Source organism: Rhodoglobus vestalii, from assembly GCF_006788895.1.
Lineage (GTDB): Bacteria > Actinomycetota > Actinomycetes > Actinomycetales > Microbacteriaceae > Rhodoglobus > Rhodoglobus vestalii.
Genome location: NZ_VFRA01000001.1, coordinates 403346 through 429520, shown reverse-complemented (window position 1 = coordinate 429520; position 26175 = coordinate 403346). Strand labels below are relative to the sequence as shown.

21 protein-coding genes and 3 rRNA genes are annotated in these 26175 nt (G+C 58.9%); 17 read left to right on the top strand and 7 right to left on the bottom strand.

The window, feature by feature from the left end; all coding sequences use genetic code 11:
• Window positions 1-33 precede the first annotated feature (33 nt).
• From argC to FB472_RS02050, 9 genes are all read left to right on the top strand, one after another.
• Entirely contained in the window at window positions 34-1080 is a 1047-nt protein-coding gene (gene argC, locus FB472_RS02090; protein ID WP_141989449.1) for an N-acetyl-gamma-glutamyl-phosphate reductase, read from the top strand.
• Window positions 1077-2228 carry a bifunctional glutamate N-acetyltransferase/amino-acid acetyltransferase ArgJ gene (gene argJ / locus FB472_RS02085; protein WP_141989448.1) on the top strand — a complete coding sequence of 384 codons (1152 nt, stop codon included), beginning with the start codon at window positions 1077-1079 and terminating at the stop codon, window positions 2226-2228. Before argC ends, argJ begins: the two co-directional genes overlap by 4 nt.
• Window positions 2228-3142, top strand: a complete 915-nt coding sequence (gene argB, locus FB472_RS02080) for an acetylglutamate kinase (RefSeq protein WP_141989447.1) — start codon at window positions 2228-2230, stop codon at window positions 3140-3142. Before argJ ends, argB begins: the two co-directional genes overlap by 1 nt.
• On the top strand, window positions 3139-4326 hold the full coding sequence (locus FB472_RS02075; protein WP_141989446.1) for an acetylornithine transaminase: 1188 nt from the start codon (window positions 3139-3141) through the stop codon (window positions 4324-4326). The genes argB and FB472_RS02075 overlap by 4 nt, the downstream gene beginning before the upstream one ends.
• Entirely contained in the window at window positions 4323-5249 is a 927-nt protein-coding gene (argF, locus tag FB472_RS02070; RefSeq protein ID WP_141989445.1) for an ornithine carbamoyltransferase, read from the top strand. Before FB472_RS02075 ends, argF begins: the two co-directional genes overlap by 4 nt.
• A gap of 67 nt (window positions 5250-5316) precedes the next feature.
• Window positions 5317-6516: an argininosuccinate synthase gene (locus FB472_RS02065; RefSeq protein WP_141989444.1), complete on the top strand. Its 1200-nt coding sequence runs from the start codon at window positions 5317-5319 to the stop codon at window positions 6514-6516.
• Window positions 6517-6518: 2 nt separating this feature from the next.
• The gene (gene argH / locus FB472_RS02060; protein ID WP_021809572.1) at window positions 6519-7955 is read left to right on the top strand and encodes an argininosuccinate lyase; all 1437 of its coding nucleotides are present in this window, start codon (window positions 6519-6521) and stop codon (window positions 7953-7955) included.
• 2 nt (window positions 7956-7957) lie between these two features.
• Window positions 7958-8545, top strand: a complete 588-nt coding sequence (locus tag FB472_RS02055) for a DNA-3-methyladenine glycosylase (RefSeq protein WP_141989443.1) — start codon at window positions 7958-7960, stop codon at window positions 8543-8545.
• Window positions 8545-9432, top strand: a complete 888-nt coding sequence (locus FB472_RS02050) for a DUF817 domain-containing protein (RefSeq protein WP_141989442.1) — start codon at window positions 8545-8547, stop codon at window positions 9430-9432. The genes FB472_RS02055 and FB472_RS02050 overlap by 1 nt, the downstream gene beginning before the upstream one ends.
• 15 nt (window positions 9433-9447) lie before the next feature.
• On the opposite strand, the gene FB472_RS02045 is transcribed toward FB472_RS02050, so the two are convergent.
• Window positions 9448-10002, bottom strand: coding sequence for a hypothetical protein (locus FB472_RS02045; protein WP_141991418.1), 555 nt, complete (start codon window positions 10000-10002; stop codon window positions 9448-9450).
• On the bottom strand, window positions 10002-10613 hold the full coding sequence (locus FB472_RS02040) for a DNA-binding protein (protein ID WP_141989441.1): 612 nt from the start codon (window positions 10611-10613) through the stop codon (window positions 10002-10004). The genes FB472_RS02045 and FB472_RS02040 overlap by 1 nt, the downstream gene beginning before the upstream one ends.
• Before the next feature lie 125 nt (window positions 10614-10738).
• Between FB472_RS02040 and tyrS the strand changes: the two genes are divergently transcribed.
• The 8 genes from tyrS (at window position 10739) to FB472_RS02005 (ending at window position 21478) form a co-directional block, all read left to right on the top strand.
• Entirely contained in the window at window positions 10739-12049 is a 1311-nt protein-coding gene (gene tyrS / locus FB472_RS02035; RefSeq protein ID WP_141989440.1) for a tyrosine--tRNA ligase, read from the top strand.
• Window positions 12050-12836: 787 nt separating this feature from the next.
• Window positions 12837-14372 (top strand): 16S ribosomal RNA (locus FB472_RS02030).
• A gap of 509 nt (window positions 14373-14881) precedes the next feature.
• A 23S ribosomal RNA gene (locus tag FB472_RS02025) occupies window positions 14882-17999 on the top strand.
• 181 nt (window positions 18000-18180) lie between these two features.
• A 5S ribosomal RNA gene (gene rrf / locus FB472_RS02020) occupies window positions 18181-18297 on the top strand.
• The 16S, 23S and 5S rRNA genes sit together here, the layout of an rRNA operon.
• A gap of 90 nt (window positions 18298-18387) precedes the next feature.
• Window positions 18388-19548 (top strand): tetratricopeptide repeat protein, encoded by a 1161-nt coding sequence (locus tag FB472_RS02015; RefSeq protein WP_215730368.1) that lies wholly within the window; start codon window positions 18388-18390, stop codon window positions 19546-19548.
• A complete protein-coding gene (locus tag FB472_RS02010; RefSeq protein WP_141991417.1) occupies window positions 19490-20536 on the top strand; it encodes an HAD-IIA family hydrolase in 1047 nt (348 codons plus the stop codon). The genes FB472_RS02015 and FB472_RS02010 overlap by 59 nt, the downstream gene beginning before the upstream one ends.
• 2 nt (window positions 20537-20538) lie before the next feature.
• Complete coding sequence (locus FB472_RS13955) at window positions 20539-20691, top strand: hypothetical protein (RefSeq protein WP_170191999.1); 153 nt, start codon at window positions 20539-20541, stop codon at window positions 20689-20691.
• Window positions 20684-21478, top strand: a complete 795-nt coding sequence (locus FB472_RS02005; RefSeq protein WP_141989439.1) for a TlyA family RNA methyltransferase — start codon at window positions 20684-20686, stop codon at window positions 21476-21478. The genes FB472_RS13955 and FB472_RS02005 overlap by 8 nt, the downstream gene beginning before the upstream one ends.
• A gap of 16 nt (window positions 21479-21494) precedes the next feature.
• Here FB472_RS02005 and FB472_RS02000 read toward each other — a convergent pair whose 3' ends face one another.
• From FB472_RS02000 to FB472_RS01975, 5 genes are all read right to left on the bottom strand, one after another.
• Window positions 21495-21917 carry a DUF302 domain-containing protein gene (locus FB472_RS02000; protein ID WP_141989438.1) on the bottom strand — a complete coding sequence of 141 codons (423 nt, stop codon included), beginning with the start codon at window positions 21915-21917 and terminating at the stop codon, window positions 21495-21497.
• 16 nt (window positions 21918-21933) lie between these two features.
• Window positions 21934-23406 (bottom strand): multicopper oxidase family protein, encoded by a 1473-nt coding sequence (locus tag FB472_RS01995; RefSeq protein WP_141989437.1) that lies wholly within the window; start codon window positions 23404-23406, stop codon window positions 21934-21936.
• Window positions 23407-23839: 433 nt separating this feature from the next.
• Window positions 23840-24070, bottom strand: a complete 231-nt coding sequence (locus FB472_RS01985; RefSeq protein WP_141989435.1) for a biotin/lipoyl-containing protein — start codon at window positions 24068-24070, stop codon at window positions 23840-23842.
• Window positions 24067-25125, bottom strand: a complete 1059-nt coding sequence (locus tag FB472_RS01980; RefSeq protein ID WP_141989434.1) for an alpha-ketoacid dehydrogenase subunit beta — start codon at window positions 25123-25125, stop codon at window positions 24067-24069. The genes FB472_RS01985 and FB472_RS01980 overlap by 4 nt, the downstream gene beginning before the upstream one ends.
• A complete protein-coding gene (locus FB472_RS01975; RefSeq protein ID WP_141989433.1) occupies window positions 25122-26129 on the bottom strand; it encodes a thiamine pyrophosphate-dependent dehydrogenase E1 component subunit alpha in 1008 nt (335 codons plus the stop codon). The genes FB472_RS01980 and FB472_RS01975 overlap by 4 nt, the downstream gene beginning before the upstream one ends.
• Window positions 26130-26175 lie beyond the last annotated feature (46 nt).

Genomic DNA, 26175 nt, shown 5'->3' with positions numbered 1-26175 from the left:
TCTCGTTTCCGAACCCACCTCGAAGGTAATTCCATGTCAATTTCGGTCGCTGTGGCCGGTGCCAGCGGTTATGCCGGTGGCGAGCTCCTCCGTCTGCTTTCCACCCATCCCGAGCTCAATGTCATGACGGTGACCGCGTTCAGCAACGCCGGTCAGCGCCTCATCGACGTCCAGCCGCACTTGCGTTCGCTCGCGCACCTTGAACTCCAGCCGACCGAACCTTCGGTTCTCGCGGGCCACGACGTCGTTTTCTTTGCGCTTCCGCACGGTAGGTCGGGGGCGCTCACCGCTGAGCTCGGCCCTGACATTCTCGTCGTCGATTGCGGTGCCGACCACCGGCTCACTTCTGAGGCCGATTGGGCTACTTTCTACGGTGGCGACTACTTCGGTGCCTGGGATTACGGTCTGCCCGAGCTACTCCACAGCTCTGGGGGAACACAGCGGCAAGTCCTCGCGGGTTCGAAGCGCATCGCGGTGCCGGGATGCAACGTCACCGCGATTACGCTGGCGCTTGCTCCGGGCATCCGTTCGTCGTTGATTGACGCTGAAGACATCGTTGCGGTGCTCGCGGTAGGCCCGTCGGGTGCCGGCAAGAGCTTGAGCGTGAATCTGCTCGCGAGCGAAATGTTGGGTTCAGCATCGGCATATGCCGTGGGAGGCACCCACCGTCACACACCTGAGATTGCCCAAAACTTGAAGGTTGCCGGCGCTAATGCCGTCAGCGTTTCTTTCACTCCGGTACTTGTTCCGATGTCCCGCGGAATTTTGGCAACCTCCACGGCGAAGCTTGCGGATGGCGTGACCGCGGCCCAGGTTCGCGAAGCATGGGAGACCGCTTACCAAGACGAGCCGTTCGTGCACTTGTTACCGGAGGGTGCGTTTCCCCGCACCGCGGACACTGTCGGCGCAAACACGGCACTTATTGGGCTCGCTATCGATGAAGCAGCGCGCCGCGTTGTGGTGGTTAGCGCGATCGATAATCTTGTTAAGGGCACAGCCGGGGCCGCCATTCAATCGACAAATATTGCGTTGGGGCTTGATGAAACTCTTGGCCTTGCGCTGGACGGAGTTGCACCATGAGCGTCACAGCAGCCGCGGGGTTCGAAGCCGCCGGAGTAGAAGCAGGCCTTAAGGCCAGTGGTGGACTCGATGTCGCTCTTGTCGTCAATCGCGGGCCTCGCTTTGATGCGGCCGCGGTATTCACGAGCAATCGCGCGCAGGCGCATCCGATCATCTGGTCGAAGCAAGCCATTGACGATGGTGTAGTTACTGCGATTGCGTTGAACTCGGGTGGCGCCAACTGTTTTACCGGCCCTCAGGGTTTCTACGTGACGCACGCCACCGCCGAACATGTGGCTGAGATCCTCGACATTTCCGCTGGCGATATTCTCGTATGCTCCACGGGGCTGATCGGTGAACCGTTGCCCCAGGAAAAGGTGCTCGCGGGAATGACTGCGGCAGCAACCGCACTGTCGACCACGGGGGGTGACGACGCATCGCGTGCCATCATGACCACCGACAGCAAGCCCAAAACGGTTACGGCGACCGGCACTGGCTACACGATTGGCGGGATGGCAAAGGGTGCAGGGATGCTCGCGCCGGGCCTCGCGACAATGCTGGTGGTGATCACCACCGACGCCGCTGTCGCGTCGGCCGAGCTCGACCGCGCACTGCGCGACGCCACCCGGGTCAGTTTTGACCGTCTCGATTCTGACGGCTGCATGTCGACGAACGATCAGGTGAGCGTAATGGCTTCAGGGGCTTCAGGCGTAACCCCGGAGCCGCAAGAATTTGCTGCACTGCTCACGAGCGTGTGCAACGATCTTGCCGAGCAACTGCAAGCCGATGCTGAGGGTTCGAGCCACGAGATCCGGATCGAGGTGGTCGGGGCTCTGAGTGAAGACGAAGCTGTTGTCGTTGGCCGTTCGGTTGCCCGCAATAATCTGTTCAAGGCCGCGATCTTCGGCAACGATCCGAACTGGGGTCGTGTGCTTGCTGCGATCGGAACCACGGATGCCGCTTTCGACCCCTACGCCGTCGATGTCTCGATGAACGGTGTGCGGGTCTGCCACGCGGGGGCCCCCGATCGTTCGCGCGATGAGGTGGATCTGACGGGACGCTCTGTTCACGTTCTCATCGACCTTGCTACCGGGGACGCCGAAGCGACCATTTTGACCAACGATCTCACGCACGATTACGTGCATGAGAACAGTGCGTACTCCAGCTGATGCCCGCGTACACGCACGGCCCAGCTCACGAGCAGGCAATGACAAAAGCGGGGGTGCTGATCGAGGCACTGCCGTGGCTCAAGCGCTTTCGAAACCGAATCATCGTGGTCAAATTTGGCGGAAACGCCATGATTAACGACGAGCTTAAGCGCGCTTTCGTGCAAGACATGGTTTATCTGCGTCTTGCTGGTGTTCGCCCGGTGATTGTTCACGGCGGCGGGCCCCAGATTACGAAAGAGTTGAAGATTCGCGGGATCGAGTCGGAGTTCCGTGCCGGGTACCGTGTTACTACTGAAGAGTCCATCGATGTCGTCCGGGATGTGCTCACCGGTCAGGTGGGGGCTGAACTGGTTGATTTGATCAACGAGCACGGCGATCTTGCGAACGGTATTGCCGGGCACGAGCACTCCCTGTTTACCGGTGAGCGCATGATTAAGGAGATCGAGGGCGAGCGTATCGACTTTGGGCTCGTCGGCAATGTCACGGAGGTTGATCCTCAACGCGTGCTCCATGTGTTGGCGGCTGACCGCATCCCCGTGGTGTCGACTCTTGCGCAAGACGGCGGCGATATTGATGATGACGGTTCAGGCCTCCTCAATGTCAATGCAGATTCTGCGGCGGCGGCGCTGGCGATTGCCCTCGATGCGGCGAAGCTCGTGATTCTGACGGACGTTTCTGGTCTCTACAGTGACTGGCCGAAGAGGGAATCTCTGGTATCGATCATTAATACGGATGAACTGCGTGAACTCTTGCCGAGCCTCGAGTCGGGGATGATTCCCAAGATGACAGCCTGTCTTGCCGCGGTGGATGCCGGAGTACCGAAGGCCGCCATCATCGACGGTCGTGCGCCGCATTCGATTCTGCTCGAAGTATTCACGCAAGACGGAATTGGCACCGAGGTGGTACCCGCATGAGCTGGAAAGATGACTACGCCCACCGCATGATGAACACCTTCGGTGTGCCCAAGATTGAGCTTGTGCGCGGTGAGGGTTCTGCTGTTTTTGATTCTGACGGCAAACGCTACCTCGACTTTTTGGCCGGTATCGCCGTCAATTCGCTCGGCCACAACCACCCCGCAGTGGTTGCGGCGCTCACGAGCCAAGCGAACCTGCTGCACATTTCGAACTTCTTTGCCTCCGAGCCGCAACTAGCGCTCGCCGAGCGGTTGCTGCGCATCACGGGTGCCGGCGACGAGGGGCGGGTGTTCTTCGCGAACTCCGGTACCGAAGCGATCGAGGCCGCAATTAAACTCGCTCGGCGCACGGGGCGCCCACGCATCCTGTCGCTGAAGGATTCGTTCCACGGACGCTCATTCGGTGCACTGTCAATTACCGGCAAGCCCGCTCTTCGTGACCCCTTCGAACCGTTGTTGCCCAATGTCGAGCACATTGACTCAACCATTGAGGCGTTAACCGCTGCGATTGGACCGGATGTTGCGGCGCTCGTTGTCGAGCCGATCAAGGGTGAGGCGGGGGTGCGTGAGCTGCCGGCAGGCTATCTTGAAGCTGCGCGCGAACTCACCACCCAACATGGCACGCTGTTGATCCTCGACGAGATTCAGACTGGGGCGGGACGCACAGGAAACTGGTTCGCTTTCCAAGAGAGCGGCATTGTTCCCGACGCGATTACGCTCGCGAAGGGTATCGGCGGGGGAGTTCCGATCGGTGCTCTGGTGACCTTTGGTGCGGCATCCACTCTCCTGCAACCTGGCCAGCACGGCACGACGTTCGGTGGTAACCCGCTGGTCTGTGCCGTCTCCAACGCGGTGCTCGCGCAGATCGAGTCCGCTGGCCTCGTGGCAAACGCTGCGAAGCGCGGTGCTGAAATTCGTGCGGCACTTTCCGGGCTGGATTCTCCGCTCATCAGTGAGTTGCGTGGCCGTGGCCTGCTGATCGGTATCGGCTTGGCGCAGCCAGTTGCGGCACAGATAGTGCAGTCTGCGCTGGAGCACGGACTCATTATTAATGCCCCCGATGCGTCAACGATTCGACTCGCACCACCACTTATCGTCGGCGACAACGAGATTGCCGAATTTATTGAGACGTTCAGCACGGTGCTGAACGAGGCGACTACCCCAGCACCTTCGGAGGCTTCATGACCCGGCATTTTCTTCGCGATGATGATCTCAGCCCCCGGGAGCAGGGCGATATTTTGGCGCTCGCCGAGCAGGTCAAGATTGATCGTTGGGGCCGCAAGCCTCTTGGGGGGCCTCAGACAGTTGCCGTTATTTTCGATAAGTCGTCGACTCGTACTCGGGTCTCGTTCGCGGTCGGCATCGCCGACTTGGGTGGTTCACCACTGATCATCTCCACGGCCAACAGCCAGTTGGGCGGCAAGGAAACAGCCTCTGATACTGCGCGGGTGCTTGAGCGCCAAGTCGCCCTGATTGTCTGGCGCACCTATGGCCAAGAGGGCCTCACGGAGATGGCGCACGGCACTCAGGTTCCGGTGATTAACGCTCTCAGCGACGAGTTCCACCCGTGCCAGTTGCTTGCTGATCTGTTGACGATCCGCGAACACAAGGGTGAACTCGCGGGCCTCACTGTGGCGCTCCTCGGTGATGGCGCAAACAACATGGTGCACTCGTATCTTCTGGCGGGTGCTACCGCTGGTATGCATGTGCGTGTCGCCTGCCCTGATGACTACCTGCCGCTGGCGGATGTCGTGGCAGATGCGGAAAAGATCGCCGCATCCACGGGTGGGTCGATTTCGATTCTTAATGATCCGGCGGCGGCGGTGGCCGGTGTCGATGTTGTTGTCACCGACACCTGGGTGTCTATGGGCAAAGAGGATGAGAAGGCGGAACGCTTGACTTCGCTCGGCGGTTACAAGGTGGATGCCGCGATGATGGCCCTCGCAAAGCCCGATGCGATCTTCATGCACTGTCTACCCGCTGATCGCGGTTTCGAGGTCGATGCTGATGTTATCGATGGGCCTCAGAGTGTCATCTGGGATCAGGCGGAGAACCGCTTGCATGCTCAGAAGGCTCTCATGGTCTGGTTGCTCGAACAGGCCGCATAGTTTTCGGCGGTGTCTGGCCGCCGGTGCAGTTCCCTAAACTGATCCACGACTTCAAGGAGATAATCACATGTCAGAACGCGTTGTCCTCGCCTACTCGGGCGGACTCGACACCTCCGTAGGTATTGGCTGGCTGAAAGACGCCACGGGCAAAGAGGTCGTCGCTTTGGCGGTAGATGTCGGCCAGGGCGGCGAAAATATGGATGATATCCGCCAGCGGGCCCTTGATTGTGGTGCTGTCGAGTCGATTGTTATTGATGCCAAAGATGAGTTTGCTGATGACTTCCTGATGCCGGCGCTCAAGGCAAATGCGCTGTACCAGAAGCGGTACCCGCTAGTATCCGCGCTCAGCCGCCCCGTTATCTCACGTCATCTGGCCCTCACGGCTAAGGCGCTCGGAGCTGACAGCGTTGCCCACGGGTGCACGGGTAAGGGAAATGACCAGGTGCGCTTCGAGGCGGCCGTTGCGGCTCTCGCTCCCGAGCTCACCAGCATTGCCCCGGTGCGGGATCTTGCCCTCACGCGGGACAAGGCGATTATCTATGCGGAGGAACACAACCTGCCGATTCGCCAGTCGGCTGCGAGCCCGTACTCGATTGACAAGAACGTGTGGGGTCGCGCTGTTGAGACCGGATTCCTTGAGGACCCGTGGAACGCTCCGATCGAGGAGCTCTATGAGTACACCTCTGACCCCGAGGCGGGCCTTGGCGCTGACGAAGTGATCATCACGTTTGAGGCAGGAATTCCGGTCGCCATCGATGGAGTGTCCATGTCGGCTCTCGCGGTCGTTCAGCACATGAATGCTCTGGCAGGCAAGCACGGCGTTGGCCGCATTGACATTGTCGAAGACCGTCTCGTCGGCATCAAGAGCCGTGAGGTGTATGAAGCTCCCGGCGCAATGGCACTGATTGCAGCGCACGAAGAGCTGGAATCTCTCACTGTTGAGCGCGACCTTGGACGTTACAAGCGTGGTGTTGAAGCCGAGTGGTCGAATCTGGTTTATGACGGGCTCTGGTACTCGGGCCTTAAGCGGTCACTCGATGCGTTCATCGATGACACTCAGCGTTATGTCAGCGGAGAAATCCGGATGACGCTGCACGGTGGACGCGCGGTGCCGACCGGCCGCAAGTCAGAGCAGAGCCTCTACGACTTCAGCCTCGCGACCTACGATACCGGCGACACCTTCGATCAGTCGCTTGCCAAGGGCTTCATTGATCTCTGGTCACTGCCGAGCAAAATCTCGGCCCGTCGCGACGCAAAGCAGGGCTAGTCATGGCGCACGCTGCCGAAACAGGGGAGGGGCGACTCTGGGGAGCCCGCTTTACCAGCGGTCCTTCGCCGGAACTGGCGCGATTGAGCAAATCAACCCACTTTGATTGGCAGCTTGCGCAGTATGACCTCGCCGGTTCGCGAGCGCACGCTAAGGCGCTCGCATCCGCGGGGTACCTCAACGATTCTGAGCTGGAAACGATGGTGGATGCTCTGCAGTCGCTGAGCATCGCCGTCGCCGATGGCAGTTTCACGGCTCTGGAGTCTGAGGAAGATGTGCACGCCGCGCTTGAGCGTGGACTCATCGAGCGCGCGGGCGCGGAGGTGGGTGGCAAACTTCGCGCCGGCCGCAGCCGCAATGACCAGATCGCCACTCTCGTGCGCCTGTATCTCCTCGACCATGCTGGCGCTATCGCAAAGATGGTTGTCGACCTGATTGATGCTCTCGTCGCGCAGGCAGAGAAGCACGACACGGCAATCATGCCGGGGCGCACCCACCTCCAACATGCGCAGCCGGTACTGCTGGCGCATCACCTGCTCGCGCACGCCTGGCCCCTGGTGCGCACGCTGGAGCGGCTGCGGGATTGGAAGGCTCGCGCATCCACATCACCCTACGGTTCGGGTGCTCTTGCTGGCAGCACGCTAGGGCTTGACCCCGCGCTGGTTGCTCGCGAGTTGGGTCTTAGTCGGCCGACCGAGAACTCGATTGATGCAACTGCGAGCCGCGATGTTGTGGCCGAGTTCGCGTTCATCACGGCTCAGCTCGGCATCGACATTTCGCGGCTCAGCGAAGAGATCATTCTCTGGAACACGCGCGAATTCGATTTTGTGCAGTTGGATGATTCTTATTCAACGGGTTCATCGATCATGCCGCAGAAGAAAAACCCTGATATCGCAGAGCTTGCTCGGGGGAAGGCGGGTCGCCTGATCGGTAATCTGACGGGGCTTCTCGCTACGCTCAAAGCGCTTCCTCTCGCCTACAATCGTGATCTGCAAGAGGACAAAGAGCCGGTATTCGATTCGGTCGAAACTCTTGAAGTGTTGTTGCCGGCCTTCACAGGAATGGTGGCGACCCTGCGTTTCCACACTGCGCGGATGGCGGAACTCGCGCCGCAAGGTTTCTCACTCGCGACTGATGTTGCCGACTGGTTGGTGCGCCAGCATGTGCCGTTCCGTGACGCTCACGAAATTAGTGGTTCACTGGTGCGATTCTGCGAAGACAACTCTCTTGAGCTCCACGAACCGACCGATGCCAACTATGCAGCAATTTCGTCCCACCTCACGGCGGATGTGCGCTCGGTGCTCACCGCTGAGGGCTCGGTGTCGAGCCGCGCGGGTGTTGGTGGTACTGCTCCGGTGCGGGTCGCCGAGCAGCGTGCGGAGCTAGTTGAGCGAGTGCGCGTGCTTGTGGCAGCCCTCGATCCTCAGGTGCTGCGCTAGACGTGTTTGAATTGCTCAGCCGTCCGGCGACTGAGGCCGCCCCACTGCTTTTGGGTGCTGTCATTCGTGTGGGGGATGTCGCCGTGCGGTTAACCGAGGTCGAGGCGTACATGGGCGAGCTGGATCCTGGGTCGCATGCGTTTCGTGGACCGGGAAAACGTAACGCCGTCATGTATGGCCCGCCGGGTCACCTCTATACCTATTTCACCTACGGAATGCATATCTGCGCCAACGTGGTGTGCATGTCGGAGGGCATCGCATCCGGGGTGTTGTTGCGTGCGGGAGAGGTCATCGACGGTGTTGGCATCGCGAGCGAACGTCGAGCGACGTCGCGAAAGCCCGCCGATCTCGCACAGGGCCCCGCTAGGCTTACGGTCGCACTCGGAATCTGGCTGGATGACGCGGGCACCAACCTGGGGACGGGTCGCATTCGTTTAGAACTTCCTGGCTCCCGCGCCCCGTTCAGCGCCGGTCCGCGCACGGGCGTGTCCGGCGCGGGTGGTAGTGCTGACTACCCGTGGCGATTTTGGATTCCGGGGGAGCCGAGCGTGTCCCCCTATCGGGCGGCCGTTACGCGTAAGCGCAACTGATGGCCCGCTTTACCTCACTTGAGCAGCGGATCGATGGGTGGGCCCACCGCCAGCTTGATCGAGAAAGCAGTGTTTCTCAGAGTCCCACACGAACGTGGATAATTGAGTTCACGGTTTTCGTACTCAAGCAGGCGTGGGCGTGCGTGTTTGGTGCGGCGATGCTGGCTCTGCTTGTGTTCACTCGGCTCTGGTACCCGGAGTCGGCGGCTCTCGCCCGGAACGATTTTCTCGTTATAGCGGCGTTGGCTGTCCAAGTGCTGATGGTCGTCTTCAAGTTGGAGACTCTGCGCGAGTTGCGGGTGATCATCCTGTTCCACATTGTGGGCACGGTGATGGAGGTGTTCAAAACCGACGTCGGGTCGTGGAGCTATCAGGGCGAGGGCGTTTTACAGGTCTTGGGCGTTCCGCTGTATAGCGGGTTCATGTATGCGGCGGTCGGTTCGTACCTGGTGCGGGTGTTTCGTTTGTTTGAGCTGCGCTTTGATCGATATCCACGGCGGTGGATCACGGCGATTCTGGCACTACTGATCTACGTGAACTTCTTTAGCCACCACTTCATCTTCGATGCGCGCTGGTTCCTGTTTGCCGCGGTTGCGGTGATTTATTGGCGAACCGTGATGCATGTGCGGGTGTCGAGGGCGAGATTGCGGATGCCCATCCTGCTGTCATTCGTTTTGGTCGCGTTGTTCATCTGGGTTGCTGAGAATGTGGCGACCTGGTCGAATGCGTGGGTGTATCCCAATCAGTCGGATGGTTGGGAGCTGGTGTCTATCGCCAAGTTGGGCTCGTGGTTGCTGCTCATGATCGTGTCGGTGGTGCTAGTGACGTGGGTGGAGAAACCGCGCCCGCCCGAAGTCACTCAACTTGGGCGCAGCGAGCGGACCTAGCACGCAGCGCTGGCATTAGCGCCCGACGAGCAGTGCGGCGGTACAGAGTCCGGCCCAGACCATACTCACGAGGGTGCCGATGATGAATCGTTCGCGAGCGGCAGCGTTTTCGAGTTCGGAGAATCGGCCAAGGCCTTTGATGGCGACCATGACGGCGATGGCTCCGGGTTGTCCAACCATGAGCGATCCTATGAATGCGAACCGCTCGAGGTAACCGATTGTTGTTCCGCCGCGCAGAACTTCACGCTTGGGCAGGGGGGAGTCACCGTCGGCCACGAGGATGCCGCCGTGTTCTCCGCGTGGGGCGGGGTATGAGGCCAGCGACAGTACGAGGGCGACGAGTGGGCTGCCGGCGATTGTGGCGAGCGCGACAAGCGCAGCGCTCATCAGCACGATGAGGCCCGACGCGTTTCCGGGGAGAGTGTTACCTGTCGAGCCGAGGATGAGGGCAATGGCAACGGGCACCAATGAGACTGTTGCGAGCCAGTATTTTTCTGTGCGGGCCGCGATCATGGCGGCACCGATCGCGCCGATTGTCAGAATAAGTACGGCGATCCACCAACCGATCATCATGCGCCTTCCTCTGCGTCACTGTGTGCTCTGTCGAGAAGGTTAGCAAGTGCCACCACGGCGTCTTCTTCTGTGCGGAGCCCGGCGACGAGCGCGCGTTGGCTTGCGGATTGGGGAGAGATGCCCAGCTTTTCGGCGGCGTCAGCTTGCGTGATTCCGGTGTCGAGTAGGTCGTATAGTTGCCAGCCGTTGTCGGTTCGACGATTTCGCATCAGGATGAGCAGTTCAAGCAGCGGGTCGATGTCGCGGGCAAGTTCGCTGGAGGGGACCGATTCGACGGTACATTTTGCGGGGCTCTTTTTCGCGCGGTCGATCGCGGTACGGGCGGCGATGAACGCCGGTCCGTTGGTGGCTCTTACGGTTGCGCCGTAGGGGGTCGGCACGGCGCCGAGGCCGATTCCGACACTCCACTGGCCTGTTCGGGTTAGCTCTAGAGCAATCTCAAGCGTGGCGCGGGCCGAATTCAGCAACATTTGCACTTCGTCGCCGGCGGTGCGTTCAGCGGCGAGGGCGAGGTCGTCGCGCCTCTCCTTGTTGAGCCGGAGCAGGGTTTCGGCCACGGCGTCCGCGCTGCGTCTGCTGTTTCGTTGGTCGGCCGTAATCACAAACATAGCTCAAGGCTACAGCATTGATTCCCAAACATCAGGCCCAGAACATTGATTTCATGAAATCAGTCTTCCAGCGTTGCTGCGGCTGTTCGTCACCAACACTCATAACCTCCACTACGGTTGAAGACGTGTCAGCCACAGCATCAGAATCACTCAGCAGCCAGAGTAACGACAGCACATTCGAGAGTCTGTGGGACGAACTCACTTGGCGCGGACTTGTGCATGTCTCCACTGACGCGGATGCTCTCTCAGAGCTTCTCGCCGGTGAGCCGATTACCTACTACTGCGGATTCGACCCCACGGCACCGAGTCTGCACCTCGGAAATCTTGTGCAACTGCTGCTGTTGCGTCGCCTCCAACTTGCCGGCCACAAACCGCTGGGGCTTGTCGGAGGAGCGACCGGACTCATCGGAGATCCCCGGCCCACAGCTGAGCGCACCCTCAACGACAATGAAACCGTTGCCGAGTGGGTCAGCTACCTGCAAGCCCAAGTATCAAAGTTCTTGAGCACGGAGGGTGACAATGCTGTTCGCATGGTCAACAACCTCGATTGGACCTCGCCGATGAGTGCCATTGATTTTTTGAGGGATGTCGGCAAATATTTTCGTGTCGGCACGATGCTGAAAAAGGATGCCGTCAGCGCACGCCTCAATAGTGATGCGGGCATCAGCTACACCGAGTTCAGCTACCAGGTTATGCAGGGAATGGATTACCTCGAGCTCTACCGCAGCTACGGCTGCGTGTTGCAGACCGGTGGTAGTGACCAGTGGGGCAACCTGACCAGCGGCACGGATCTCATCCATAAGGCAGAAGGGGTGAGCGTTCATGCGGTCGGCACTCCGCTGATCACGAACTCTGATGGCACAAAGTTTGGCAAGAGTGAGGGTAACGCTGTGTGGCTGGATGCCGCGATGACGAGCCCGTACGCGTTCTACCAGTTCTGGCTCAATACTGATGATGCCGATGTCGTACAGCGTGTCAAGATCTTCACGTTCTTCTCACGGGAGCGCATTGCCGAGCTTGAGACTGCGGTTACCGATGCGCCGTTCAAGCGTGAAGCTCAGAAGACGCTCGCATTCGAGGTGACCTCACTAGTGCATGGGCGTGCAGCGACTGAGGCAGCGATTGCTGCATCGGCGGCGCTCTTCGGTCAGGGGGAGTTGAGCGCGCTCGACGAGCGCACTCTTGCCGCTGCGTTGCGTGAGCTTTCGCACGTTGAGTCGCCGGCTGAAGCCACGATTGTGCAGCTGCTGGTCGACACCGAGTTAGTTTCGAGTGCGAGCGAGGCTCGACGGGCGATATCGCAGGGTGGCGTGTACCTCAACAACACTGCGGTCGCGGATGACAAAGCGACCGTGGGCAGTGACCTCCTGCCAGGAAACGTGGCGGTCCTCCGTCGCGGTAAAAAGACGCTCGCGGGAATCTTCGTCACGTCATAGCTGGGTCACTTACTCGCTTTCCTCTGAACTTCTTTGGAGGTGGTTACTGCTATTTCTCGCGAGCTCGGTGCGGGTCGTGCCGAACCATCAACTTTTACTGAAGGGTTCCACTGCAACCCAGTGTTTCTGCGGTCGTACTTCGGCAACACGCCCGGGATGTGGTTGGTGTTGGTGAGGGGGGAAGAATGCACGTAATGTTTCCTCTTGTCACCCCAAAGGTGCGGACAACCCGGGCAGTTCTGCTGCTAGGTTTCCGGCCTCAAGTGGGGGCCACCATCGGTCTGAAGCTGCTATAGTTTTAGTCCGGTCAGTTGCTGGGATTCCTTTTGTGGGTTCTGGTGGGTGATCGTACGATGAGTATCCGCTTTGTGCGTGTGTTGGTCAGGTGTTGCTAGCCGTTCTGGTTTGTTTCTTCTGGTTTGACAGACACGCTGGGGCTGGTAGGTTAGACAGGTTGCTTTCTGCAGTTTTGTGGGGGTGGCTGATACAGGTTTGTTGCCCTGGGGTGAAACCGTTTTGCGGTGGAGGTCAGGAGCGTCCGATCCTTGAGAACTCAACAGCGTGCACAATGTCAAATGCCAAAAACCCGACTGTGCTTTTTGTGATCAACCTATTTCGGGTTGGTTGTGGGGGTGCAGCGGATTCCTTTGGAAAAGATATAAATAACAAAGCAAGTCAGTTTTGATTTGTTCTGTCAGTTTCAAACTTGCAAGGTTCTGACCTATTCCGGTTGGTCTTTGCACAAGATGTGCTTCTGCAGGCTTTGGTTTGTGGTTGCTATCAAACATTTATGGAGAGTTTGATCCTGGCTCAGGATGAACGCTGGCGGCGTGCTTAACACATGCAAGTCGAACGATGAAGCAGAGCTTGCTCTGTGGATTAGTGGCGAACGGGTGAGTAACACGTGAGTAACCTGCCCTTGACTCTGGAATAAGCGTTGGAAACGACGTCTAATACTGGATACGAGCTTCAGCCGCATGGCTAGGAGTTGGAAAGATTTTCGGTCAAGGATGGACTCGCGGCCTATCAGGTAGTTGGTGAGGTAATGGCTCACCAAGCCTACGACGGGTAGCCGGCCTGAGAGGGTGACCGGCCACACTGGAACTGAGACACGGTCCAGACTCCTACGGGAGGCAGCAGTGGGGAATATTGCACAATGGGCGAAAGCCTGATGCAGCAACGCCGCGTGAGGGACGACGGCCTTCGGGTTGTAAACCTCTTTTAGTAGGGAAGAAGCGATGTGCTTGTCACATCATGACGGTACCTGCAGAAAAAGCACCGGCTAACTACGTGCCAGCAGCCGCGGTAATACGTAGGGTGCAAGCGTTATCCGGAATTATTGGGCGTAAAGAGCTCGTAGGCGGTTTGTCGCGTCTGCTGTGAAAACCGGAGGCTCAACCTCCGGCCTGCAGTGGGTACGGGCAGACTAGAGTGCGGTAGGGGAGATTGGAATTCCTGGTGTAGCGGTGGAATGCGCAGATATCAGGAGGAACACCGATGGCGAAGGCAGATCTCTGGGCCGTAACTGACGCTGAGGAGCGAAAGCATGGGGAGCGAACAGGATTAGATACCCTGGTAGTCCATGCCGTAAACGTTGGGAACTAGATGTAGGGACCATTCCACGGTTTCTGTGTCGCAGCTAACGCATTAAGTTCCCCGCCTGGGGAGTACGGCCGCAAGGCTAAAACTCAAAGGAATTGACGGGGGCCCGCACAAGCGGCGGAGCATGCGGATTAATTCGATGCAACGCGAAGAACCTTACCAAGACTTGACATATACGAGAACGGGCTAGAAATAGTTCACTCTTTGGACACTCGTAAACAGGTGGTGCATGGTTGTCGTCAGCTCGTGTCGTGAGATGTTGGGTTAAGTCCCGCAACGAGCGCAACCCTCGTTCTTTGTTGCCAGCACGTAATGGTGGGAACTCAAAGGAGACTGCCGGGGTCAACTCGGAGGAAGGTGGGGATGACGTCAAATCATCATGCCCCTTATGTCTTGGGCTTCACGCATGCTACAATGGCCGATACAAAGGGCTGCAATACCGCAAGGTGGAGCGAATCCCAAAAAGTCGGTCTCAGTTCGGATTGAGGTCTGCAACTCGACCTCATGAAGTCGGAGTCGCTAGTAATCGCAGATCAGCAACGCTGCGGTGAATACGTTCCCGGGCCTTGTACACACCGCCCGTCAAGTCATGAAAGTCGGTAACACCCGAAGCCAGTGGCCTAACCTGCAAGGGGAGGAGCTGTCGAAGGTGGGATTGGTGATTAGGACTAAGTCGTAACAAGGTAGCCGTACCGGAAGGTGCGGCTGGATCACCTCCTTTCTAAGGAGCATGTGCAAGCCGTGGGGAGCGTTCCTGTTTACAGTTCGCGAGTCTACGGAGTTACTTGCCAAGTCGTGCCAACCTGTTCGGGTTGGACGGCGCTCATGGGTGGAACATTGACATTGTGATCAGAGGAACTGTTTTCTTTTCAGTACGCCAGCTTGCTGGTAGGAACGAGGGTTTATGGGGGTGCTGGTCTTCGCACGTTGTTGGGTCCTGAGGGACCGGGCCCGGATTGTTATGATTCGGTTTCGTACCTTAGGACTTGAGATATCCGAAAGGGTGTCTGGGTCTAACGGATCCTGGTGCTATTGCCGACGTTGTTGGTGGTGGTGGGGGATACCGCCCGTATTTTGAGAACTACACAGTGGACGCGAGCATCTTAGATTCGACCGAAAGGTCGGATCACAAGAAATAAACGATGACGTTCGACAACTTTGTTGTTGGATCAATCATTGGTCAATCTCAGCACCTTTGGGTGTTGCGATCGATTCTTATACTCATGTGATAATCAATTTTCTAAGAGCAAACGGTGGATGCCTTGGCATCTGGAGCCGAAGAAGGACGTATAAATCTGCGATAAGCCTCGGGGAGCTGATAATAGAGCTGTGATCCGAGGATTTCCGAATGGGGAAACCCCGCTGGGCGTTGCAAGACGACTCAGTGACTCCCGCCTGAATATATAGGGCGGGTAGAGGGAACGTGGGGAAGTGAAACATCTCAGTACCCACAGGAAGAGAAAACAACCGTGATTCCGTTAGTAGTGGCGAGCGAAACCGGAAGAGGCCAAACCGATCATGTGTGATAGCCGGCAGGCGTTGCATGGTCGGGGTAGTGGGACTTTTCAGCTGTTACTGCCGTACAGCAAGAATTACAACGATATATAGACGAAGTGGATTGAAAGCCACGCCATAGCGGGTGCTAGCCCCGTAGTCGAAATGTGTCAATGGTTCGAGGAGTATCCCAAGTAGCACGGGGCCCGAGAAATCCCGTGTGAATCTGTCAGGACCACCTGATAAGCCTAAATACTTCCAGATGACCGATAGCGGACAAGTACCGTGAGGGAAAGGTGAAAAGTACCCCGGGAGGGGAGTGAAATAGTACCTGAAACCGTTTGCTTACAAACCGTTGGAGCCTCCTTAGTAGGGGTGACAGCGTGCCTTTTGAAGAATGAGCCTGCGAGTTAGTGATCAGTGGCGAGGTTAACCCGTGTGGGGCAGCCGTAGCGAAAGCGAGTCTTAATAGGGCGTTATAGTCGCTGGTTCTAGACCCGAAGCGAAGTGATCTATCCATGGCCAGGTTGAAGCGCGTGTAAGAGCGCGTGGAGGACCGAACCCACTTAGGTTGAAAACTGAGGGGATGAGCTGTGGATAGGGGTGAAAGGCCAATCAAACTTCGTGATAGCTGGTTCTCTCCGAAATGCATTTAGGTGCAGCGTTGCGTGTTTCTTGCCGGAGGTAGAGCTACTGGATAGCTGATGGGCCCTAAAAGGTTACTGACGTTAGCCAAACTCCGAATGCCGGTAAGTGAGAGCGCAGCAGTGAGACGGTGGGGGATAAGCTTCATCGTCGAGAGGGTAACAGCCCAGACTACCAACTAAGGTCCCCAAGCGTGTGCTAAGTGGGAAAGGATGTGGAGTTGCACAGACAACCAGGAGGTTGGCTTAGAAGCAGCCACCCTTGAAAGAGTGCGTAATAGCTCACTGGTCAAGTGATTCCGCGCCGACAATGTAACGGGGCTCAAGCACACCACCGAAGTTGTAGATTTCGTATTTTAGGTAAGCCTTCGTGGTTCAGCCGTACGGAGTGGTAGGAGAGCGTCGTGTGGGCAGTGAAGCGGCGGTGTAAACCAGCCGTGGAGCCTACACGAGTGAGAATGCAGGCATGAGTAGCGAAAGACGGGCGAGAAACCCGTCCTCCGAATGATCAAGGGTTCCAGGGCCAGGCTAATCCGCCCTGGGTAAGTCGGGACCTAAGGCGAGGCCGACAGGCGTAGTCGATGGACAACGGGTTGATATTCCCGTACTGACGAAGAACCGCCCCAACTAATCCAGTAATGCTAAGTATCTGAATCCCCTAGACCGATCCCTTCGGGGTGAGGCGTGGGGCCTAGCGTACGACCCTATTCTGGTGCGGTTAGCGTATTAACAGGTGTGACGCAGGAAGGTAGCTGAGCCGGGCGATGGTTGTCCCGGTCTAAGGATGTAGGGCGAACGATAGGCAAATCCGTCGTTCATTAAGCCTGAGACCCGATGGGTAGTCCTCACGGACGAAATCAGTGATCCTATGCTGCCAAGAAAAGCATCGACGCGAGGTTCAAGTTACCCGTACCCCAAACCGACTCAGGTGATCAGGTAGAGAATACCAAGGAGATCGAGAGAATCGTGGTTAAGGAACTCGGCAAAATGCCCCCGTAACTTCGGGAGAAGGGGGGCCTAAGGCGTGAACGGATTTACTCCGGGAGCGCTGCAGGGCCGCAGAGACCAGTGGGAAGCGACTGTTTACTAAAAACACAGGTCCGTGCTAAGTCGCAAGACGATGTATACGGACTGACGCCTGCCCGGTGCTGGAAGGTTAAGAGGAACGGTTAGCCGTAAGGCGAAGCTGTGAATTTAAGCCCCAGTAAACGGCGGTGGTAACTATAACCATCCTAAGGTAGCGAAATTCCTTGTCGGGTAAGTTCCGACCTGCACGAATGGCGTAACGACTTCCCAGCTGTCTCAACCGCGAACTCGGCGAAATTGCACTACGAGTAAAGATGCTCGTTACGCGCAGAAGGACGGAAAGACCCCGTGACCTTTACTATAGCTTTGTATTGGTGTTCGGTGTGGCTTGTGTAGGATAGGTGGGAGACTGTGAAGCTTGGACGCTAGTTCAGGTGGAGTCGTTGTTGAAATACCACTCTGGTCACTCTGGATATCTAACTTCGAACCGTGATCCGGTTCAGGGACAGTGCATGGTGGGTAGTTTAACTGGGGCGGTTGCCTCCCAAAAAGTAACGGAGGCGCCCAAAGGTTCCCTCAACCTGGTTGGTAATCAGGTGTCGAGTGTAAGTGCACAAGGGAGCTTGACTGTGAGACTGACAAGTCGAGCAGGGACGAAAGTCGGGACTAGTGATCCGGCAGTGGCTTGTGGAAGCGCTGTCGCTCAACGGATAAAAGGTACCTCGGGGATAACAGGCTGATCTTGCCCAAGAGTCCATATCGACGGCATGGTTTGGCACCTCGATGTCGGCTCGTCGCATCCTGGGGCTGGAGTAGGTCCCAAGGGTTGGGCTGTTCGCCCATTAAAGCGGTACGCGAGCTGGGTTTAGAACGTCGTGAGACAGTTCGGTCCCTATCCTCTGCGCGCGCAGGAAATTTGAGAAGATCTATCCCTAGTACGAGAGGACCGGGATGGACGAACCTCTGGTGTGTCAGTTGTTCCGCCAGGAGCACCGCTGATTAGCTACGTTCGGAATGGATAACCGCTGAAAGCATCTAAGCGGGAAGCCAGCTTCAAGATGAGATTTCCATGGCTTAGGCCGAGAGACTCGCAGCTAGACTACTGCGTTGATAGGCTGGATGTGGAAGCAGGGACTAACGACCTGTGGAGCTGACCAGTACTAATAAGTCGATAAATTGATAACACCCCACCTCACTGGGTATCCTCGGATCCCCAATGGTGAATGAGAAGAATTCTCGCGTCCACTTTGTGGTTCCCGATTTACGGTCGGGAACTGCGCCCAGCACACACTGCTCGGGGCCCTCATAACAGAGGAGTCTCAAGTGTTGTGAACTGGCCCAGACTGATACATAAATCAATAGTGTTTCGGCGGCCATAGCGAGAGGGAAACGCCCGGTCACATTCCGAACCCGGAAGCTAAGACTCTCTGCGCCGATGGTACTGCAAGGGGGACCTTGTGGGAGAGTAGGACACCGCCGGACTTCAATTGTGAAATGGCCACCACTGTGTTTAATAGACACAGCGGGTGGCCATTTTGCGTTAAGTCCCCACCAAAAATTCAGGAGCAACGAGTGAGCGATTCGTCAGGTAACGACGGCCGGCGAGACAGCCGACCCCACGGAAACCGCGCGCCACGATCCAGTGGGCGACCCACCGGTGGGCGTCCGGGTGAGGGGCGACCCAGCGATGGAGGGCCACGCCGCGACAATGCCGCAGGAGGACCAGCTCGCGGAAAGCTGGCATCCGGCGGGCCAGATCGTCCGGCGCGGCCGCCGCGCAACGACGGCTCTGGGCGGCCGGAACGTGGAGGGCGTCCCGATCGCGGATCCGGACGCAGCGATGGGCCCCCCGAGAAACGCTTGTGGACCAAAGGCGGAGCGCCCGCGCGCGGAGACCGCGACGCCAGCGCACGGGAGCCAGAAGAAGACCGAGACCCCTACGGCATCCGATCGGTGCGTGCCTTTCATCAGGCACCCGAGATCCCCGAAGGCATCACGCCGAAGATGCTCGATCGCATAGCATCGAACGAGCTCAAGACGCTGAGCAAGGAAAACGCGGAAGGTGTTGCCCTGCACCTGGTGATGGTCTCGCAACTCATTGAGAGCGACCCTGCGCTTGCGCATCAGCACGCAATCTCGGCAGCGCGACGGGCCGGTCGGATCGGTGTTGTGCGCGAAACATTGGCGATTACCGCCTACGCCACTGAGGACTATGCACTCGCGCTGCGCGAACTGCGCACCTACCGACGCATCTCCGGTAGCGACGACCAACTGCCGATGATGGTCGACAGTGAGCGTGGCCTTGAGCGCCCCGAGCGCGCGTTAGAGCTCGGTCGGTCGGTGCGTCGCAGCACCCTGTCGACTCCCGTGCAGGTCGAACTCGCGATTGCCATGTCTGGGGCGCGACTCGACCTCGGACAGGCTGAAGAGGCACTCGTTGAGCTGCAGATCCCGCAGCTTGATCCCACAAAAGCATTCAGCTACAGTCCCGCGCTCTTCGGGGCTTACGGCACGGTGCTCGAAGAGCTTGGTCGCGAAGAAGAAGCCGCAATCTGGTTCGAGCGTGCTGATATCGCCGCCGAAGCGCTCGACGATGACGGTGAGGCAACCGTCGAAGTGTTTGAAGAAGAGGTCGAGTTCGATGACGCATCGTTTGAGGATTCCGATGGAGTTGATGGCGTCGCTGAGAAAAAGGGCGGGAACGAAGGCGAAAACGGCGAGCGTGTCAACTAGGACACCGCTTACCGGCATTGCGCTAGTTCTCGCCGATCTTGATGGCGTGGTGTATCGCGGTGCGGATGCGATTCCGTACGCCGTAGACAGCATCAACGCGATCCGGGGCGCACAGGTTGCGTACATCACCAACAATGCGTCGCGCACTGACGCATCCGTCGCCGCTCATCTCGGTGAGCTCGGTGTGCAGGTAGAAGCCCGAGATGTGGTGACCTCGCCGCAGGCAGCGATGGGGTTGCTGCGCGAACTGATTCCTGCCGGATCCACGGTTATGGTCGTTGGGGGAGACGGGCTCACCAGTGAGCTCGAGAAGTCCGGCTTTGTCGTGACGCGTTCGGCAGAAGATTCGCCCGCCGCAGTGGTTCAGGGCTTTGCTCCTGAGGTTGCGTGGAAAGACCTCGCCGAAGCCGCGTTCGCGCTGAAGGGCGGCGCCGCCGGCATCCCATGGATTGCCACCAACACTGACTGGACGATCCCTCAGGCGCGCGGCACCGCGCCCGGAAATGGAACACTCGTTTCTGCCGTGCACACCGCAGTCGGTCGACTCCCGATCGTGGCAGGTAAGCCAGAAGTAGCGATCTTTGAAGAAGCGTTCACCCGCTACAAATCACGGGAAGCGCTGATGATTGGCGACCGCCTTGACACCGACATTCTTGGGGCGAACAGGGCCGGTATCCCCTCGCTGCTCGTGCTGACCGGCATTGACCAGGCGAAGCAGGTGCTCGCAGCGATCCCCGAGGAGCGTCCGACGATGATCGTCGATGACCTGCGGGGGCTACATGAGCCATATCCAGAGACCGTGGTCACGCATGACGGCGCCGCCGTGGTGACGACAGTGGGAACGGCGAGTGTGCGCCTCGAAACTCAACGACTGACCGTGACGTCGGCCGGAACATCCATCGACCGTCTGCGGGCAGGATGCGCAGCAATTTGGAACTCGGGGAGCGCCATCTACGCCCTCGAGGTGCCCGCGGCGCTATATTCGTGAGCATGAGCGCTGAATCACCTGTCGACGAACTGATGTCACGACTGAACCTCATCGAGGATCAGCCGCTTGAGTTGAGGGCTGTCGCCTTTACGCAGATTCATGACGAACTGCAGCAGCAGCTTGACGGCAAAGATTCGTTCCCGCGCCATGGCTAGCATGCGCCTAGATGCGGCTCTTGCCGCTCGCGGCCTTGCACGCTCACGCACGCACGCCGCAAAACTCATTGCTGATGGGCTCGTGACGGTTGACAGGGTTGCGGTGCCGAAAGCGTCGACCCCGGTTGCCGAAACGCAGGCGATCAAGGTTGCAGAAACTGACCACTACGTCAGTCGTGCCGCACACAAACTGGTGGCCGCCATCGACTCCTTTGGCATCGATACCAACAGCGTGCTCGCCTTGGATGTTGGAGCGTCCACTGGCGGCTTCACCCAGGTATTGCTGGAACGCGGTGCCCGCGAAGTGATCGCCCTCGACGTGGGTCACGGTCAACTTGTCGACCCCATCCGCTCGGATGCTCGTGTGCGCGTGATTGAGCGGGAGAATGCCCGCTATCTCACCGCGCAGTCGCTTGCCGAGCTGAGTGGGACATCAGAGACTCCCACGCTGGTGGTTTCTGATCTGTCGTTCATTTCCTTGCGCACTGTTCTGCCAGCTTTGCACGCGTCGGTGGGGGATGCCGCAGACTACGTTCTGCTCGTTAAGCCACAGTTTGAGGTAGGCCGCACCAACATTCGCGAGGGGATCGTGCACGGGGCGGCGCTGCGCGACGAAGCGATTATGGGTGTGCTCTGGGCGGCGTGGGATCTTGGACTCGGCACAGCCGGGGTTATCTCCTCCCCAATTGCCGGAAATGCGGGAAACCGTGAATATCTGGTCTGGTTGAGCGCACGATCAGGCAGCAATCCGACAGAATGGTTAGGCCGCGTCTCTGGCATCGCCTAAATACTGAAAACCCTAACTATTTGCTGCTGCTCTCTTCTTCCAGGGCGGCCAGCGCGGCGAGAAGACGTTCATCGGCGTGGTCTGCAACGTTCTGGATTTCCGGGGCAGCGCTCAGTTGCACCATCGTTTGCGGATTGATGGCTTGAATCGTAGTGGTGTGTGCTGACGGGCTTCGTCTGATGACCACGTTGCACGGTAACAGCAATCCCAGGTCGGGCTCTGCGGCGAGTGCCTGTTCAGCGAGGACCGGGTTGCACGCGCCCAAGATCACGTAATCGCCGAGCGTCTGTGCGCTTTCGACGCCAAGCTTCGCTTCGAACGTGGAGTGGATGTCTATTTCAGTAAGAACGCCGAACCCTTGGTGTTCGAGTTCTTGTTTCACTCTGGAGACTGCTTCCTCATAGGGCAACGAAACGGTGATGGTGTGTGCATAGTTCATGCGGTCCTCCTCATTGTCAGTTTGCATTAATGATTCCCATCATCCCGTCGTCTTCGTGGTCGAGGATGTGGCAGTGGTACACGGTTCGTCCACTAAAATCATCAAACGCGATCCGTACACGCGTGGAGCTGCGCGCGGGAACGTTCACGACGTCCTGCCACATCATGGTGTCGACGGGCCGCCCATCCTGTTCGATGATCTGCATCGGCCACACGTGCAGGTGCACGGGATGATCCAGTGTGCTGGTATTTGTTAACAGCCATTCCTCGACGCTGTCGAATTGCACTGTCGTGTCGATCCGGCTGGCATCGAATGCGCGACCGTTGATCGTGGGCGACATCATGCCACCGCCCATTCCCATTCCCATTCCCGTTCCCATCGCGAACACCAGCTCACGCCGGGCGGTTACGGTAGCGCTGCGGAGGTCACGCGGAACCGGCTGGTTGGGGATGGCGGCGACTGGGGCAACGGCCTCACCCGCCACCGTGAGTGTGGCTAGGGCGATTTCGTCGGCGCCACGAGAGCTGCCGCCACCCATCATCATTCCGCCGGCCGATCCGCGGTCGTAGCTGAGGGCACTCAGTGTGGAGGTGCCAGCGCTGCCGGTGACGAGGAGGTCTGCCCGGTTGCCGGGCGCCAGCACAACCTTGTTGACCTCGCGCGCAGATTCGAAACGTCCGGAGTCGACACCCAGGAGGGTCAACTTTTGCCCGTCGAGGCGCAGTCGCAGGTAGCGGGATACACAGGCATTGACGATGCGCCATCGTTCCCGTTCGCCGGGACGGGTAGCGATGCCGGGGGTGAGTTGCCCATTAACGAGGACGAGCTCCCCCTCGCGTCCAGACATTTTTTCCATCGGTGTGGCCGAGGGAATATTTCCGGCGGAATCGAGGGTGATGTCGGAGATGACGAGGACACGCTCCCGGTCGGCAGGGATGGGTTCGGGGTCTTCAACGATGATCGCGCCGTAGAGGCCACCGAACACCTGGTCGGCGACGAAACCGTGGAGGTGTGGGTGATACCAATAGACGCCCGGGGGGTGGTTGGCGGGCAGCTCATACTGGTAGTCGAAGGAGTCGCCGGCTGCGACGGTGATGAACATGTTGTCGCTATTGTTCTCGGGCGACACATGTAGGCCGTGTACGTGCAGATTGCTTGGATCTTTCAGACCATTTCGAAGACTCACGCTGAGGGTGTCGCCGGCTCGAACGCGCAGTGTGGGGCCGGGCACCCCACCGTTATAACTCAGCGCACGAACGTCACGGCCGGCGATGGTCACCTGCTGGGGTGAAGACTTGAGGGCGACGTCGAGGGCACCATTGACGCTGTGTAGCTCTGTGGGCTCAACGAGGGCGTTCCCGGAGGTTGTTGCTGACGACGAGGTCGATGAGAGGCGTTGGTTGGCGAAGAATCCGGTTGCCCCCGCAGCCGCGCCTGCGATGCCGACACCGCCGAGGATCAGTGCGTTACGGCGACTAAGCCTGGGCATTATGGCGATTCGTCAAGGACCCGCAACTGTTCACGGTACTGTTCCGCGGTGAGCTCCCCACGAGCGAAACGCTCCTCTAGGATTCGCCTAGCAGCGGATGAATCAGCTTGCCTCGGAGAAGATCGTGTGTTGTCGCTCTCGGATTTCTTTGACAGTAAACGAACAATGACATAAATGAGCAGGGCGACGCCTGCTAGTGCCAGCAGCCCGTATCCCCAGGCCCATCCCATATTTCCGTAGCCCCACATCATCAGCTTTAGTTCCTCTCATGTAGTCACGCTTAACCCCACAATACCCCTAGAGGTATTGGGGGCGCTGAGCGTGACCTATCAACACGTCCAATCGAGGGCTGCCCGGATCCTCCCGAGCAAAATCCCCAGAATCACTTGCAGGGCGGCGATATCAGCGAGCGGATACCCACGAGATTGCGCAACTATGCAACCGTCGCGATCACGCTGCCCTGGGGCACCTCTTCTTCCTCGCCAACCAAAACAGTGATCGTGCCGGCTGTTTCCGGGTATATCTCGGCATCCACCTTGTCGACCGCCACCTCGGCGATGAGAGTCGACGGCGTCACCTCGTCGCCCGAATCGACGAACCACGTGATGACCACACCCGTCGCATCCGCGGCAGCCGACATCTTGGGAAAGATCACGTCACTCACGAGGCGACTGCCTCACGAACCGCCGCCTCGATGCGGGCCGGTGTGGGAAGCACCGCATACTCGAGCTGGCTCGCGTAGGGGAGAGGCACATCCGGGACGCACACGCGCGCGACGTGCTTCAGCAGCTCCGGCTGACGCTCGGCGACCGAGGCGATCACCTCGCCAGAGACACCGAACGACTGGTAGTCCTCGTCGACAACGATCAGACGTCCGGTCTTCGACACGGATGCCACAATCGCGTCACGGTCCAGTGGAACCAGGCTGCGCAGGTCGATAACCTCCACGCTGATGCCCTCCTTCTCGAGTTTCTCGGCGACATCGAGGCTGTGGTGCACCGACAGCGACAGCGTCACGATCGTGACATCCGTGCCCTCCCTGGCCACGCGTGCCTTGCCAATCGGCACCTCGTACGGTTCTTCAGGCACAGCGCCGATGGACCGCTTGTTCTTCTTCATCCAGCCGAGACCCATCACACCCTTGTGGAACATGAAGACGACTGGATCGTTTGACCGGATCGCCGCCGTCATCAGACCCTTCGCGTCATACGGGCTCGACGGCACGACAACCTTCATGCCCGGCAGATGCGCGAAGGTACCCCAGAGCGACTGGGAGTGCTGCGCACCGTCAGAATATCCGCCGCCAGTCGCCGTCATCAGCACCATGGGCACCTGCACGTTGCCGCCGGACTCGTAGTGGATCTTCGCCATGTGGTTGTATATCTGGTCCATGCAGACGCCGAAGAAGTCGACGAACATCAACTCGACGATCGGACGCATTCCCTCGACCGCTGCACCGATTCCGGTTCCGATGAACGCCGTCTCCGAGATGGGCGTGTCGATGATGCGGGTGGGTCCGAACTCCTCGATCAGTCCGGTGGTTGAGGAGAAGATGCCACCGTACGGGCCGACATCCTCGCCCATCACAAACACCGAATCGTCGGTTCGCATCTGCTGCGCGATGGCCTCCTGAATGGCCTTGGCCGTCGACAGCTTGCGTTTGCCAGCCTCGGGTTCGACGGGGAGAGCCTGACTGGTGGTGTGAATAGTTGTGCTCATGAGAGTGCTCCTTCGGCGAAGACGTACTTAAGTGCGTCGGCGGGGTTGGGCGTCGGCGATTCTTTGGCGAAGTCAATGGCGTCTTCGACCAACTCCGATGCGGATGACTGCATAGCGGCGTAGTCGCTGTCAGTGATGAGTCCCAGCGACGTCAGCGTATTCTTGTAGGTCGGCAGCGGGTCTCGGCCCGGCACTCCCTCCAAATCGGTGCGATAGCCCTGGGCGTCCCCCTCGAAGTGGCCCCACAGCCGCAGCGTGTGCACTTCAATCAGCGAGGGGCCCTCGCCAGCACGGGCGCGAGCGATCGCCTCGCCGGCGGCCTCATACACGCCCTCGACCGAATTCTCTTCAACACGGATGCCCGGCATTCCGTATGCGGCGCCGCGCACCGCATTTGAGGTGACCGAAGTCGACTGCGCGCGCGGAACCGAGATTCCCCAATCGTTGTCTTCGATCACGAAGACGACGGGCAGCTTCCAGAGTGCGGCGAGGTTGAGGGACTCGTGGAACGCACCCTGGTTGGCCGCTCCCTCGCCCGCGACTGCGACAGCGACCCGGTCGGTGCCGCGCCGCTGGAACGCGAACGCCTGACCGAGTGCCGGCGGCAGTCCCTCGCCGACGATGCCGGAGCAGGAGAAGTGCGTCTCCGGGTCGAATAGGTGCATGTGCCCGCCGCGACCGCGGCCGAGCCCGGTCTCGCGACCGAATATCTCCGCAGTCATTTCGCGCAGCCGCACACCCTTCGCGATGGCCACGTGGTGCAGCCGGTGGGACGCCGTCATGGCGTCGTCTTTGGTTAGGTGCAGGCCAAGGCCCGCCGCCACCGGCTCCTGCCCGGCGGACAGGTGCATCTCACCAGGGACGAGTCCGGCTCCAATATCGAAGCCGGGACTCTTGTCGGCGTGGTACTCCCTAAGGATCGCCTCCTCATAGGTGCGAATCAGCACCATCGTTGTCAACATCTCACGACGTTTATCGTCGGTGAGCTCGGGATAGAGCGTCATTGCTTCTCCTCGCAGTCGGGGGCGTGCGGCGAGGCGGGTGCTCCGT

Excerpts from the sequence above, each read along its gene's own strand:
- argJ (WP_141989448.1), top strand. The coding sequence starts at position 1,077 with ATGAGCGTCACAGCAGCCGCGGGGTTCGAAGCCGCCGGAGTAGAAGCA.
- FB472_RS01980 (WP_141989434.1), bottom strand. The coding sequence starts at position 25,125 with ATGAGCACAACTATTCACACCACCAGTCAGGCTCTCCCCGTCGAACCC.
- FB472_RS02000 (WP_141989438.1), bottom strand. The coding sequence starts at position 21,917 with ATGAACTATGCACACACCATCACCGTTTCGTTGCCCTATGAGGAAGCA.
- FB472_RS02050 (WP_141989442.1), top strand. The coding sequence starts at position 8,545 with ATGGCCCGCTTTACCTCACTTGAGCAGCGGATCGATGGGTGGGCCCAC.
- FB472_RS13955 (WP_170191999.1), top strand. The coding sequence starts at position 20,539 with ATGAGCGCTGAATCACCTGTCGACGAACTGATGTCACGACTGAACCTC.
- FB472_RS02045 (WP_141991418.1), bottom strand. The coding sequence starts at position 10,002 with ATGATCGGTTGGTGGATCGCCGTACTTATTCTGACAATCGGCGCGATC.
- FB472_RS02005 (WP_141989439.1), top strand. The coding sequence starts at position 20,684 with ATGGCTAGCATGCGCCTAGATGCGGCTCTTGCCGCTCGCGGCCTTGCA.
- FB472_RS01975 (WP_141989433.1), bottom strand. The coding sequence starts at position 26,129 with ATGACGCTCTATCCCGAGCTCACCGACGATAAACGTCGTGAGATGTTG.
- FB472_RS02075 (WP_141989446.1), top strand. The coding sequence starts at position 3,139 with ATGAGCTGGAAAGATGACTACGCCCACCGCATGATGAACACCTTCGGT.
- FB472_RS02040 (WP_141989441.1), bottom strand. The coding sequence starts at position 10,613 with ATGTTTGTGATTACGGCCGACCAACGAAACAGCAGACGCAGCGCGGAC.
- argH (WP_021809572.1), top strand. The coding sequence starts at position 6,519 with ATGGCGCACGCTGCCGAAACAGGGGAGGGGCGACTCTGGGGAGCCCGC.
- argB (WP_141989447.1), top strand. The coding sequence starts at position 2,228 with ATGCCCGCGTACACGCACGGCCCAGCTCACGAGCAGGCAATGACAAAA.
- argC (WP_141989449.1), top strand. The coding sequence starts at position 34 with ATGTCAATTTCGGTCGCTGTGGCCGGTGCCAGCGGTTATGCCGGTGGC.
- FB472_RS02010 (WP_141991417.1), top strand. The coding sequence starts at position 19,490 with ATGGCGTCGCTGAGAAAAAGGGCGGGAACGAAGGCGAAAACGGCGAGC.
- FB472_RS01995 (WP_141989437.1), bottom strand. The coding sequence starts at position 23,406 with ATGCCCAGGCTTAGTCGCCGTAACGCACTGATCCTCGGCGGTGTCGGC.
- argF (WP_141989445.1), top strand. The coding sequence starts at position 4,323 with ATGACCCGGCATTTTCTTCGCGATGATGATCTCAGCCCCCGGGAGCAG.
- FB472_RS02065 (WP_141989444.1), top strand. The coding sequence starts at position 5,317 with ATGTCAGAACGCGTTGTCCTCGCCTACTCGGGCGGACTCGACACCTCC.